The sequence below is a fragment of the Microbacterium hydrocarbonoxydans genome, from assembly GCF_011752045.1.
In the GTDB taxonomy this organism is placed as follows: domain Bacteria; phylum Actinomycetota; class Actinomycetes; order Actinomycetales; family Microbacteriaceae; genus Microbacterium.
Window position 1 is genome coordinate 1 of record NZ_JAAKXW010000002.1, and the last position, 12,971, is coordinate 12,971.

Genomic DNA, 12,971 nt, shown 5'->3' on the forward strand with positions numbered 1-12,971 from the left:
ACGGCGAGTCCGACGACTCCGATGTTCGCTGATGCTTCGGGCACAGAATGCTCCTCGATCGTGAAGTAGGGAATCGTTCGCAGTGCGGCCTCGACGATCTCGTCGACGCGCTGCTCGGCATCGACGGCGATTCCCCCCTCTCCCGCGGTGAGCGCCTCGAGGGTGTCGAGCTGGGACTCGAGAAGACTGAGTGGCATGTAGTGGTCGGCGCGCGCAGACATCCGCTCCGCGAGCACGTCCTTCGACACGCTGAGATGTACGAAGAAGACGCCGGGCGCGTGCGTGCGGAGTATGTCGCGGTAGGCCGCCTTCAGGGCCGAGCAGGCGATCACCATTCCGGACGATCGGTGAAGCGCGAGCTCCTCCCCCACTGCCGCGAGCCACGGCGCGCGATCGTGGTCGGTCAGTGGAATGCCGCGCGACATCTTGTCCACATTCGAAGTCGGATGCAGGTCGTCCGCGTCGCGGAAGGGCACACGCAGGTGCGCCGCGAGAGCGGCCCCGACCGTCGACTTGCCGCAGCCGGAGACTCCCATGACGACGATCAGCGGCGTTCCCGAGTCAGATTCGCGCATCACGCCGCTCCGATCCGGATGAGGACGGCACGGACAGCCTCCGTGGAGAGCGTGGGGAGACGCAGGGAGACAGAGTGGATCATGTTCAGACCTTTCATCAGTCGGGATCGCGACCGGTGCCCGTTCGTCGGATTCCAGGGCGGCAGCGATCACCGGGATCGACCACGCCGGACCGAGACGCAGGGCCGGCCAGTGACGCGGATCGTCGGGGTGGAGCCCACCAGGGGCGCGCCGGGTGCCGGGCGTCATCACGTCCTCTCCGCAGGGCGCTGGGGTTCATGGGCCTTCTGGACGATCGATCGGTCGGGGTCCCGACCGGTCAGGTCGGGGGATCACCGCGACGCGCCGCGCATCGCAGTGATCCCCCGGGCGCCGACGCGCGATCCCCAGATCGCTCGGCGCGGGGTGCGCTCCCGATGAGGGGAGGGATGGAGCGCACGTCTGTTTGGGTCCCGCTACTTCATGCCGCTGAGTGCGACGCCTCGGACGAGGTACTTCTGAAGGGCGATGAACAGGATGATCATCGGGAGCATGCTGATCATGGTGGCGGCGTTGATGAGGTTCCACTGGTTGAACTCGGAACCGGCGAAGTTCACCAGGCCCACGGTGACCGTGTACATGGTCTCGTCCTGGGCGACGAGCATGGGCCAGAGGAAGGTGTTCCAGGTGAACATGAACTTGATGATGATGAACACGACGATCGCGGGACTCACCATCGGCGTGATCACGCGGAACAGGATCCGCAGCTCGCTCGCCCCGTCCATCCGTGCGGCCTCGACGTAGCTGTACGGGATGCCCTCCATGAACTGCCGAAGCAGGTAGACGCCGAGGACGGTGAACAGATCCGGGAACGCCAGACCGAGATATGTGTTCGTCAGACCCGCCTCGGACACCATGAGGAACAGCGGGATGACGAGCGCCTCCTGCGGCACCATGAAGAGCGCCAGCACGAGGAGGAACACGGCCTCCTTGTACTTGAAGTCGTAATAGGCGAAGGCGTAGGCGGCGAGGAGCGCGATGAGGAGGCTCGTCACGATCCCGATGCCGGTGACGATGAACGAGTTCATGATGTACCGGCCGAAATCGTGCTGGGCGAACAGCGCGACGTAGTTGTCGAAGTTGAAGAAGTCGTCCGGCAGCCATTTCACCGGCAGGCGCAGGATCTCATCCGGACGCTTCAGAGACGACAGCGCGACCCAGATGAGCGGGACGACCATCAGGACGCCGCCGAGCGCGAGTGCGATCATGAGCGCGATCTGGCCGCGGGAGCGTCGCACCGACATCCTGGTGCCTCGCCGGGATCCTGCGGTGACGATCGCGCGGGTCTGATCCGCGGGTGCGTGTTCGATGAGCGTGTTCATTCTGAGATGTCCCTCGTGAAGAGCTTGCGGATGAGAGCTGTCACGACGATCAGGAAGGCGAAGAAGAAGAGCACATACACGGCAGCCTCTCCCCACCTGTCCATCTTGAAGGCGAGCTCGTAGATCTCCATGACGATGGACCGGCTCGAGCCGGTCGGCCCGCCCTTGGTGGCCACGAAAGGAAGCTCGAACAGCTTGAGCGCGTTCATCACCTCCACACTGATCACCAGCACCAGCTGCCGGTTCAGAAGCGGCAGCGTGATCGACCAGAACATCCGGAACGGACCGGCGCCGTCGAGCCTCGCCGCCTCGTAATAGGACTTGTCGATCGCGTGCAGCCCCGCGACGAGGATGATCACGTTGAATCCGAGGCGGGCCCAGACGTACATCACGGCCAGCGACGGGATCACCTGCGATTCCGAGGTGAGCCATTTCTGCCCCGGAATGCCCAGCCCCTCGAGCACGGAGTTGGCGAGCCCGTACGCGGGGTTGAAGATCCACAGCCACACGAACGCGACCGCGGTCAGCGAGGCGACCACCGGGGCGAAGTAGAGCGCACGGATGAAGCCGCTGCCCCGGCTGATCGTCAGCGCGTTGAAACCCAGCGCCACGACCAGGGAGAGGACGACGCCGACCGGGACTCCGATCGCGGTGAAGGCGACGGTGTTGCCGGCCGCGTTCAGGAACCGCTCGCTCGTCGCGACGTCGATGTAGTTCTCGAGGCCGATGAATTCTCGGCGGCCGATGATCGACCAGTCGAAGAAGCTGATCAGGATGTTGAATCCGAGCGGTATGAGGAACAGCACGACGACGAAGAAGAGCGCGGGGGTCAGGAATCCGTACGCCTTCAGCGTCGTGCCGATCGGCCGCCGACGCGTGGCGCCGTATGCCGGACGCGTGTCCAAGGTGGTCATGGCCCGGCTCTCAGCGTCCGCGCTCGAGGAGCTCGTCGACTTCGGCGACCGCGCCGTCGAGAGCCTCACGGACGTCTCCGCCCTGCAGCGCCTTCTCGATCGCCGCGCCGACGACGGTGGCGATCTGGTTGGTGTACGGGGCGTTGTAGACGGGCCCGGCGCCTTCTTCGATCTGCTTCTCCACGGCCTGATAGTCGTTGCGCTCAGTGACATACGGTGTATCGAAGTTCTCGGTCCACACCGGGAGGTAGCCTTCGAGCTCGGCCAGTCCGAGGTCGAGTTCGGGGTCGGAGACGGCACGCATCCAGTCCCACGCGATCTCGGCGTCGGGACTCTGCGAATTGACCATCCAGGCCCAGTTGAAGAGCAGGCTCACCTGGGGATAGCCCTCGGGACCCTCCGGGTACGGGACGACGCCGAAGTTGACGTCGGGCGCGTTCTGAGTGAGCCAGCCTTCGTACCAGCCCTCACGGAAGGTCATGGAGGACAGCCCCTGTGCGAAGGTGTCGTCCGGGCTGCCCAGTTCGAGACTCGAGACGCCGTCGTTCACCAGATCCTGCATGTACTGGATGCCCGCGACCGTCTCATCGCTGTTGAGGTAGCCGTCGGCCGTGCTCTGATCCTCGGCGTACAGACGCCCACCGAAGGCGTGGATGTAGGGCAGGGCCTTGTCGACGATGCCGGTGGGGTTGCCTGAGTAGCGCAGCGCCATGCCGTTGCGGGTGACCTTGCCTGACGGATCCTGGATCGCGAGCTTCTCGGCGTACTCCTGGAGTTCGTCGAAGGTCGTCGGAGGCTGGGCGGGGTCGAGCCCGACCTCGGTGAACTGATCCATGTTGTAGTAGAGCTGCATGCCTAGGTCGGAGCTGACGGGGTAGCCGTACCAGCTGCCGTCGAGCTGGAAGTTCCGCGCCGTCAGCGGCGTGAGGTTGTCGCTCCACAGCTTCTGCAGGTCGTCGGGAGCTTCGTCGGCGACACCGAGGCCTCCTGCGTAGTACGAGACCTGGCCCATGAAGATGTCCGGCGCGTCCTTGCCGCTGGTGAAACCGGCGGTGTAACGGGCCTCGTACTGGCCGTAGGGGATGTCGACGTACTCGATGGTGACGTTCGGATGCTTCTCTTCGAACTCAGCGAGCTTGTCCTCGTAGTACGAGGTCGTCTTGCGCCAGTTGTCCTGCGGGTTCCAGACCGTCAGCGTGACCTCGTCATCCGGGCCGCTCGACGATGAGGAGCAACCGGTGACGCCGACGAGACCCGCCACCGCGACCACGGCCACGGCAGAACGAGTGAGCAGGCTCTTCTTCATGCCAATCCTCCTTGATGAGCTGCTGTGCGCTATCTGCACAACGTGTGCACTCTATACGCGCTCAGCGGGCGATGTCAACGGTTGCATACGCCGCCTCGATCTGTCATGGTGTGCACTACACGCACAGCTTGTGCATTCATGGAACGGAGGATCAGATGGACCAGCCCCTTGCCGGCCTCAACGCGACGGTGACCGGGGGTGCGGTCGGCATCGGTCGTTCGATCGCGATCGCCCTCGCCGATGCCGGTGCCCGCGTGGCGATCACACACCGGACTCATGCCCCGGATGAGGACATGCTCCGAGCGGTCGAGGCTGGGTCGGGCCGGCCCCTTCTCGCATTCCCGGTGGACGCGACGGACTCCGCCGCCGTGGATGCAGCACTCTCCGGCATCGCCGCCGAGACGGGCGGCATCGACATCCTCGTCAACAACGTCGGCGGCCTCGTGCAGCGATCGCCGATCGCTGAGATGGACGTCGATCTCTGGCGACAGGTACTCGCCGTGAACCTGGACAGCATGTTCTTCGCCACGCGCGCGGTCCTGGCCCACATGCCTTCGGGCGCGGGCCGAATCATCAACGTGGCGTCGCTGGCAGCTCGCAACGGCGGTCACGCCGGTGCGACCGCGTACGCGGCGACCAAGGCCGGCGTACTCGGATTCACCCGCGGCCTCGCCAAAGAGGTCGCACCGAGAGGCATCACCGTGAACGCGCTCGCCCCCGGCTTCATCGAGGACACGCCGTTCCATGACACGTTCACCACCGCCGCCTCGAAGGAGACGACGATCAGCGGCATCCCCGCAGGGCGCGCAGGCACCCCGGACGACGTCGCCGGAGCGGCCGTGTGGCTGGCGGGCCCGACGGCCTCCTACGTCAACGGGGCGGTCATCGACATCAACGGCGCTCAGTACTTCGGCTGACCATGATCGCCTCACGCCTGATTCATCCGGACATTCTGGGTGCGCTCGCGCGTACCGGCCACCGTGCGCGGATCCTCGTCACGGATGCGCACTACGCCACTTCGACGGCGGTCAATCCCCGAGCGACGATATGCCACCTCGGATACACGCCAGGGGCGCCGACGATCCCGGAGATCGTCGAGCTCATCGCCGAGAACATCGCAATCGAAGCATCCGTGGCGATGCAGTCCCCGCCCGACGTGCTGAGAGAGGTCCAGGATGGGATCCGGTGCGCGCTCTCCGACGACCTTCCCCACGTCGATGTGGCGCGCCAGGAGTTCTACGACCTCGCACGCAGCGAAGATGTGGCGCTCTGCGTCGTCACAGGAGACACGAGACGATTCGGCAACGTTCTCCTCACGGTCGGTGTCACCGCGACCGCAGCCGCGGCCGCTGCCGTGCAATAATCGCAGGCCAAGGGCAAGGGGTGCACAGACATGAGTCAGACAGTCGGCAGAGCGATCTCCATTCTGGAGTTCTGCAGCACACGCCCGCGGGAGCTGCGTGAGATCGCGGCCGCACTGGAGGTCCACCGTACGACGGCGCTGCGCACGCTTCAGACCCTGGAGGCCGCCGGTTTCGTCCGCAAAGACGACCAGGGCCGCTACGGCGTGGGCTTCCGCCTCGCCGGTCTCGCGCAAGCCGCGCTTTCGCAGTTCGACCTGCGGACCGTGGTGCATCCCCACCTCGTCTGCCTGTCCGAATCGACCGGCCAGACGATCCAGTTCGCGGTGCCGCAGGGCGACCGCCTCGTCTACGTCGATAAAGTCGAGCCTGTGCAGGCCATCAGCCTGAACACGACGATCGGCGGGTACGTCGTCACGCACACTGCCGGGGTGAGCAAGGCGATTCTCGCGAACATGGAGCCTGAGCCCCGGGAGCGGATCCTCGCCGGCGTCGAGTTCGAGCGCTACACGAAGAACACGATCACCGGCATCGACGAGTTCCGAGCCCGCCTCGACCAGGTGAAGGAGCGCGGCTGGGCGACGGATGACGGCGAATACGACATCATCTCGAACTGCATCGCCGCCGCGGTCTGGGACCACTCAGGCACGGTCGCCGGGGCGATCTCGATCACCGCCTTCCGCGAGAAGGCCGACCTCGAGGCGCTCGAGGAGTTCCTCCCCGAACTGCTGCGCACCACGAACGACATCTCGCTCGAGCTCGGCTGGCGTCCTGCGGCGTAGCGCGAGCTCCCTCGCACTCAGAGCGAGATGCTGGGCGGCGGGTTCGCGACCTTCCACGGCTCGACGACGTGGATGACGGCGGTGTCCGACCCGAAAGGTGGGCGCCGGGATCCTGATAGACGAGGACGGCCCGAGCCGACGGGCCGGGCCGTCCCTGCGGCGCGGATGCTCAGCCGAGCACGATGCGCTTCGAGTGCCCGTGTCCGTCGAGTTCGAACTCGAGGACGAGCGGCGACGTCGAGACGACGCGCGCACCGGCATCCGCCTCGATCACCGAAGCGGATGCGGCGTCGGCCAGCGAGACCCTCGCGACCGCCTGCGTGCGACTGGGGTCGGAGACCGCGACCGTGGTGCGACCGGCATCCGTCCGCACCGCGACCGAGCAGGGCCCGCTCGCCGTGACGCCCTGCGCCTCGCCGGCGGCGAAGAAGTTCGCCAGCGTGAGCCCCTGGCCGGCGACGCGGATCATCTGCGCGGTCGCGTTGTTCGCGACCACCTCGACGGTCGGGGCGTCCGACTCGGTGAAGGTGACCGAGTGGTCGACGTCGGGCAGCACCATGTAGGCGTAGCCGCCGCCCGACGGGTCGGTGCCGTGGTGGTGGGTGATGGTGACGTAGTCGCGGGTCTTGGGCTCGTCGGTGCCGCCCGTGTCCCCGCCCGAGTTGATGGTCTTCCAGTCTCCGGTACGGCGCACGACCTGCACGTCGATGTCGCCGCTCACGTTCTCCCCCTTCAGGAACACGTATCCGCCGTGCCCCATGATGTGCACGTTGCGGCTGACCTTGACCGGCGCGGAGCCTGCCGCCAGGACGCGGTTGCGGCTGTCGGTGCGCAGAGTCGGCACGGCGTCGGGAGCGAACGAACGGTTGTCGATCGTGGTGAAGACCTCATGACCGGATGCCGAGGCGACGGCCGCGCCGAGGCAGACGACCCTGTCGTCGAGGAAGAACCAGGACTTGCGGGCGCTCAGCGTGCGGTTGTGGTTGAGGTGGTCCATGCCCTGGATGCCCCACCGGTCGTCGAGGGCGAGCCCGCCGCCGAAGGCCTGGTACGCCCGCGGGATGCCGGTGCCGTCGGCGGCCCCGTTGTTGCGCGGCTCGGCGGTGACCGTCGTCCCCGGCAGCCGGTACGGGTCGATCGTCGGCCAGAAGTCGGCGCTGAACTGGCCGGGGTCGGCCGGGCTGTAGAAGTATGTGAGACCGTCGCCCTGGTACCAGCCGAGGTTGTTCTCGCGGTTGCCCCACTCGTAGCGGCCGATGCGCTTCGAGGACACGTTCACCACGGCGCTGAAGTTCGGGCGGTGGTGCACCAGCCTGTCCTGATCGCCGAACGCCTTGGTGTACACCGGTGCATCGGCGGGCACCACGGCGTCGTCGCCGAGGACGGAGGTGACGAGGAGCGACTTCGCGACCGTCTGCGACTGGAGGCCGTACTGCTTCTCGCTGCTGCGCAGCAGCCAGCCCTTCACGAGCGACAGGTAGCGGCTGCGGTAGGGCTCGCCGGCGCCCTGAGCCAGCAGCAGGATCGCGGTCATCGCGCCGGCGCCGTCGACGTAGTCGGGCGCCGCCTGCCGGGAGACCGCACGACCGCGGACGGTGTCCATCATCCGGCCGTTCCAGATGAACGGGGCGTATGCGCCCTCGACAGCATCCAGGATCACGGACTTCTTCGGATCGACGACGTCCCAGCTGCTGCCGCCGAGCAGGCCGAGGATCTCGGCGATGCCGCCCAGGGTGACGACGCCGTAGGTGCCGACGTACGGCAGGTAGCCGTGCTGCACGAACGATCCGTCGGTGTAGAAGCCGTCGCCGCTGGTGACGTAGCCGAAGACGCTGTTGCGTCCGCCGCGCACGGTGTCGCTGAGAGCGTCGCGGGCCAGCGCGATCTCGTCGGGGCGGTCGTCGAGGATGCCGCGCAGGGCGCACGAGAGCGCCTTGTCGGTGCGGTTCGCGCCGGTCTCGGCGAAGCTGGTGCCGCTGCCGCGCCAGTTCGGGTCGGGTGTGAAGTAGCGCGCAGCCGCCATCAGGGCGGTGCGCACCTCGGCCGGCACGACGTCGTACAGGAGCACGAGGATGTCGGCGGCCTTGCGGGGCACGCCGATCTCCCAGAACCACCAGTTGCCGACCTTCGCCTTGCCCACGGCGTACACGTTCGCGCTCAGGTAGGTCAGCGCGTCGACGAGGTCGGCGGCGAGCGCGGCATCCCCGTGCTGCGCGCACCCGGCGGTCGAGTACGCGAGTGCGAGGTCGAAGACGCGGTTGAAGGTGACGCCCATGTTGCCCGACATCACCGTGCCGCTCACTCCGGTGAGCGGAAGGTCGGCCCAGACGCCCGGGGCGGCAGCAGGCCGCACCATGGAGCTCCACGTCGCCCCCGCCTTGGTGCTCATGTCGCTGAGCACGCCCGCGAGCTCGGGCACGGATGCCGCGCTGCCGTCACCGGCGAGCATGACACGGCGACGCAGGACGAGCGCGCCGAGCGGGTCGTCGGCGGCGACGCCGAACGCGGAGGTGCTCGCGTTCGCCGCCTCTCCGGTCATGGTGACGAGCGCTCCGGCGCCGAGCAGGGCCAGGAAGGAGCGGCGGTCGAGTTCGAGGGCGGACATCATCGGCCTCCTGTCGGTGGGGGGGGGTTCCGATGGCTACGGTATACGCTTTCCGCTTTGAATAGTAGAGGGTGTGAACAAACTCGAACACGGGGCGATGCTCCAAGACGCTCCGCGCCCGCCGCCACCGGCGCGTCGCTCCCGGCCTGCGAGAGCGACGCGCAGAGCGGATCAGAAGGAGATGCCCGGCGGCAGGTTGGCGACGTTACCGGGCTCGACGACGTAGATCACGGCGGTGTCGGCCGTCACCTTCATCTGCAGCCGGGCGGTGAACAGCGACCACCGGCTGATGACGAGCCGTTTCACGGTGGTGCCGTCGAGGCGCGTGCGCTGCCGGTCGACACCGAACCACCACCCCGAGTAGCGGATCTTGACCTCGGCGCCGGCCGGCATCTGGAACCAGGCGGTGGTCGTCACGTTCCAGAACGTCTCCAGCGTCCGCCAGTCCCCCGCGCGGACGAACTTCTCTCTCACAGGCATGATCGGTACTCCCTTCTCATCTAGGGCGCCGGAGTGACGCTCAGGCTGATCGCGTAGTGCGCCGGTTCGGCGTTTCCGCCGCTCGCCTCGAACTCGAGGGTCACGTCGGTGGGCGTCGTGGTGATCGTGTGCTTCGCGATGAAGTCGTCGCGGTCGTACCAGTGATCGCCGTCGTTCTCGAACAGGCTGAGCTCCCGCGAGCCGACGAAGAGGAACTCGTCGCTGAGAGTCAGGTTCTGCCCCTTGGTCATGTTCGGCAGCGCACGCTTGGTGCCGTTGAACGTCACGTACAGCTCGTCCGTGAAGGTCTCCGCCTGCTCCTTGCATGTGATCGACTGCAGGCGGAGGATGGCGGAACCGCTCGGCGCTCCCACGCGGACTCCCAGGGAGTAGTGCGCACCCAGCGCGTTCCCGCTGTGGCTCTCGAAGACGAGCGTCGAGTCCCCCGGGGACTCGGTGATCGTGTGCGCGGCGATGAAGTCGTCCCGGTCGTACCAGTGGTCTCCGTCGTTCTCGAACAGGCTGAGCTGTCGGGACCCGTCGAAGAGGAACTCGTCGCCGAGCACCTTCGTCTGTCCCTTGGTCATGTTCGGCAGAGAGCGCTTCGTGCCGTTGAACGTCACGTAGAGCTCGTCGGTGAACGTCTCCGCCTGCTCGTGGCAGGTGATCGACGTGAGCCTGAGAACGGCCATGTCACTCCTCCTCGTCTCCGCAGACCTTGCCAACGCCCCAGCCGATGAGGCCGCCGATCAGCATCCCGCCGGATCCCCCGGTGAGCAGTCCACCGATCAGCATCCCGAACAGCCCCGCCGCCGGGGCGACCGAGCTGTTGCGCGCCGCGTAGGTGGCGCCGACCATGGTCGACCCCATCTCGCTCGCCTCCGGGTCGTCCAGCGACTCCCGGTAGATCGTGTCGAGGGTGGCTGCGCCCTCTTCCGGAGGCTGCTTGCCCGCGCCGACGAGGAACACGGTCCGGCTCGCCTGCTCCAGGCGCTTCACGTCCGCGTCGGTGATCAAGCCGCGGGCGCGCATCCGCCGGATGCCGAGGCCGATCGCCCGCTGCCGGCTGCCGTCCGCCTCCTCGATGATGCGCCGGGCTTCGTCTTCGATGACCGACGCGACGTCGCCGGGCGAGATGCCCAGCGTCCGGTGCGTCCGCAGAAGCTCCACCGACCCGAGATTCTCGACGTGCAGAGTGCTCATGACGAACCTTCCTTCCGAGTCCGACGGCCGGGATCGGTCGCCTGGAAGGAAGAGGGGCGGCGACCGGGCCCTGATACACGGCGCTCCGGTTCAGGCTCCGGGCTGCGCCCAGGCGAGAGTCAGACGATGACCGCTCAGCCGATGGTCGAGGAAGATGCTCCGCACCGGCTCGGGATGCGCAGGGGAGACGACGGGCTTCGGCAGGCGCAGTTCGATCGGGCGTATGCGCACCCACTCGGAACCGGGGGCGCCGGTCAGGGTCACGCAGATGCCGGAAGCGCTCCATTCGAGGAGCTCGACCGTCAGCGCCGTCCGGGTGGTGAGTCCCGACACCGCCCCTTCGCCCCACGAGTCGGGCACCGCGGGCAGCAGTGCGATGCTGTCACGCGAGGAGCGCACGAGCATCGCCGCCACGAGCGCCGGCAGCGCACCGCTCGCGTCCAGGTTGAAGATCGATCCGGTGTCATGGGTCGTCGTCATCGCGGGGGTGACATGCAGCGTCGCCAGCCAGTCGACGCACTGCTCTGCGCTCCGCGCGTCGCCCAGGGTCGCGGCCGCGAGTCCCAGCTGGGCGAGCCCGAACGCCATCTCACCTCGCCCGGGCGGCGCTGCCGGATCCTCGGCGCGCCAGCCGATCTTCGCCCGGATGAGCCGTGCTGCCGCATCGCGGAGGTCTCGCCGCCCGAACGCCGGGTCGGCGTCGTACCACAGCGGGTAAAGCTCACTCGCGTGGCGGTGGGCGAGGTGCGGCGCGAAGGCCGGATCCGCCCATTCGGCCAGGCGCCCGTCGTCGTCGATGCGGAAATCGGGCGCCACGGCAGGCAGCCGTATCGGATCGGCGCCGCGCGCCTCGGCGAGGATCCGCCCCGCCCTGTCGGCGTCGCGCAGCAGCGCGACGTCCATCGTGGCGTTCACGGCCAGCGGGGTGCGCGCCCCGCCCGGCGTGTTCTCGGGCGAGTAGGAGGGCGCGACGGGCCCGCGCTCCATGACCTCCCGTGCGAAGCCGAGTATCTCCTCGACCAGCAGCCACGTCTCGTCGTCGATCAGCCCGCGATCTCCCGATGCGAGGACCGCATCGGCGAGCATCCGCAGCACCCAGCCGCCGCAGCCGATCCAGAACTGATGCGGGAAGTCGTCGGCGAAATGATTCGCGAGACCGTGCGTGCTCATCCGGCTCGGGAGCATCGCCCCGGCGAAGCCGAAGATTCGCGAGGCGTTGGTGCGGAAGTCCTCGAGATGCGGAACGAGCAGGCGCGAGAGGGATGCCGTCAGCTCGGGGGTCCCGGTCGGGGTGAGCGAGGCCATCCCGCCGTTCTGCACGTTGCCGTTCAGGGTGTAGTCAGCCGACCATGCCGGCGACCACGTCCCCTGCCACACGCCCTGCAGCGTCGCCGGCAGTTCGCCGGTCGCGCTGATGATGTTCGCCCGGCCGGCGGCGAAAGCGAGCTCGATGAGCGCTCGCTTCGCTCGAGGGTCTGCGGCGGCCTCACGCAGCAGGGACTCGGTCGGGACGTCCTCGCCGACACCGGTGCGCAGATCCAGACGCGATGCTCCCTGCAGTGCCGCCATGTCGCCGAGGTCGAGGGATTCGGGATCGGCGTCGCCGAGTGAGAGCTCGACCTCGAGAGCGAACCACGTCTCTCCGTCCAGGTCGACGGCGAGCTCCGCGGCACTCCCCTCGTCGGTGAGGCGGGTGGTGCCCCGCGAGGCCCTCGCCGTGGTCCTCAGAGCCACGGCGCGGTCGGCTCCCGCCGTCACCCGGAGCTCGATCTCGGCCGGCCCGGGGATCGACGCGGCCGCGTCGATGAACCGGGCGTAGCTCGCCGCTCCGGGGATGCCGGCCGTGCGATCGTCGGTCACCCCCAGACGCACCCGCACCGACCGAGGCGCGGTCGATCGCAGGCCGATGATCGCGCGCCGCCCGCCTCGCGGAGTGGTGATGCGGATCTCGTGCGCGCATCCTCCCGCGGTCCAGGACGTCGACAGCTCCCCCGTCTCGAGAACGCGCCGGCGGCGGTACGACTCCGTCTCGACGTCGCCCTCGTCGCCGAAGACGATTCTGAGCTCAGCGCCCGGGGCGAGGGGGTCGGTCCAGATCATCTGCGCGAAACCCGAGGAATCGGAGAACTCGGAGACCAGCGCGGCCGCCGCGTCCGCATCGTGAGCGAGGAGCGCGTCGCGCACCTGCGGCATGACCTCAGCGAAAGCCGGCGGCGCGGTGCGCGGGTTCACCGGAAGGAAGAACCGTTCGTGCGCCAGCGAGACGACGTGCTCGTGCGGTGTGCCCCAGAGAACCGCGCCCACCCGGCCGCTGCCGGCGATCATGCCGAGATCCCAGGTGGGAGCGGTGCTCTCACTGACGTAGCGTTCTCTCCCCTTCATCC

At 67.8% G+C, this 12,971-nt stretch carries 12 protein-coding genes; 3 read left to right on the forward strand and 9 right to left on the reverse strand.

From position 1 onward, the window contains the following. The 4 genes from G6G98_RS08380 to G6G98_RS08395 form a co-directional block, all read right to left on the reverse strand. Positions 1–824, reverse strand: an 824-nt coding sequence (locus G6G98_RS08380; protein WP_243842060.1) for a gluconokinase, incomplete at its 3' end; no start/stop codon positions are given. 206 nt (positions 825–1,030) lie between these two features. Next, positions 1,031–1,852, reverse strand: coding sequence for a carbohydrate ABC transporter permease (locus G6G98_RS08385; protein ID WP_164234731.1), 822 nt, complete (start codon positions 1,850–1,852; stop codon positions 1,031–1,033). 80 nt (positions 1,853–1,932) lie between these two features. Then, complete coding sequence (locus G6G98_RS08390) at positions 1,933–2,850, reverse strand: carbohydrate ABC transporter permease (RefSeq protein ID WP_164234732.1); 918 nt, start codon at positions 2,848–2,850, stop codon at positions 1,933–1,935. 10 nt (positions 2,851–2,860) lie between these two features. Next, complete coding sequence (locus tag G6G98_RS08395; RefSeq protein ID WP_067355725.1) at positions 2,861–4,156, reverse strand: extracellular solute-binding protein; 1,296 nt, start codon at positions 4,154–4,156, stop codon at positions 2,861–2,863. Positions 4,157–4,311: 155 nt separating this feature from the next. Here G6G98_RS08395 and G6G98_RS08400 point away from each other — a divergent pair, with 155 nt between their 5' ends. From G6G98_RS08400 to G6G98_RS08410, 3 genes are read left to right on the forward strand one after another with little or no spacing between them, the layout of a single operon-like run. Beyond that, positions 4,312–5,073: an SDR family NAD(P)-dependent oxidoreductase gene (locus G6G98_RS08400; RefSeq protein ID WP_067355721.1), complete on the forward strand. Its 762-nt coding sequence runs from the start codon at positions 4,312–4,314 to the stop codon at positions 5,071–5,073. A 2-nt stretch (positions 5,074–5,075) separates the two neighbouring features. Beyond that, a complete protein-coding gene (locus G6G98_RS08405) occupies positions 5,076–5,519 on the forward strand; it encodes an RbsD/FucU domain-containing protein (protein WP_067355718.1) in 444 nt (147 codons plus the stop codon). 30 nt (positions 5,520–5,549) lie between these two features. Next, entirely contained in the window at positions 5,550–6,299 is a 750-nt protein-coding gene (locus G6G98_RS08410; RefSeq protein WP_067355714.1) for an IclR family transcriptional regulator, read from the forward strand. Between the two features lie 169 nt (positions 6,300–6,468). Here G6G98_RS08410 and G6G98_RS08415 read toward each other — a convergent pair whose 3' ends face one another. The 5 genes from G6G98_RS08415 to G6G98_RS08435 all read right to left on the reverse strand — a co-directional run bounded on the left by G6G98_RS08415 (position 6,469) and on the right by G6G98_RS08435 (position 12,969). Then, on the reverse strand, positions 6,469–8,904 hold the full coding sequence (locus tag G6G98_RS08415) for a polysaccharide lyase 8 family protein (RefSeq protein ID WP_243842061.1): 2,436 nt from the start codon (positions 8,902–8,904) through the stop codon (positions 6,469–6,471). Between the two features lie 171 nt (positions 8,905–9,075). Beyond that, a complete protein-coding gene (locus G6G98_RS08420; RefSeq protein ID WP_164234733.1) occupies positions 9,076–9,384 on the reverse strand; it encodes a hypothetical protein in 309 nt (102 codons plus the stop codon). A gap of 20 nt (positions 9,385–9,404) precedes the next feature. After that, positions 9,405–10,076, reverse strand: coding sequence for a hypothetical protein (locus tag G6G98_RS08425; RefSeq protein WP_067355703.1), 672 nt, complete (start codon positions 10,074–10,076; stop codon positions 9,405–9,407). Between the two features lies 1 nt (position 10,077). After that, positions 10,078–10,587 carry a hypothetical protein gene (locus G6G98_RS08430; RefSeq protein WP_067355700.1) on the reverse strand — a complete coding sequence of 170 codons (510 nt, stop codon included), beginning with the start codon at positions 10,585–10,587 and terminating at the stop codon, positions 10,078–10,080. Positions 10,588–10,677: 90 nt separating this feature from the next. Beyond that, positions 10,678–12,969, reverse strand: a complete 2,292-nt coding sequence (locus tag G6G98_RS08435; RefSeq protein WP_164234734.1) for a glycosyl hydrolase family 95 catalytic domain-containing protein — start codon at positions 12,967–12,969, stop codon at positions 10,678–10,680. Positions 12,970–12,971: the final 2 nt, after the last annotated feature.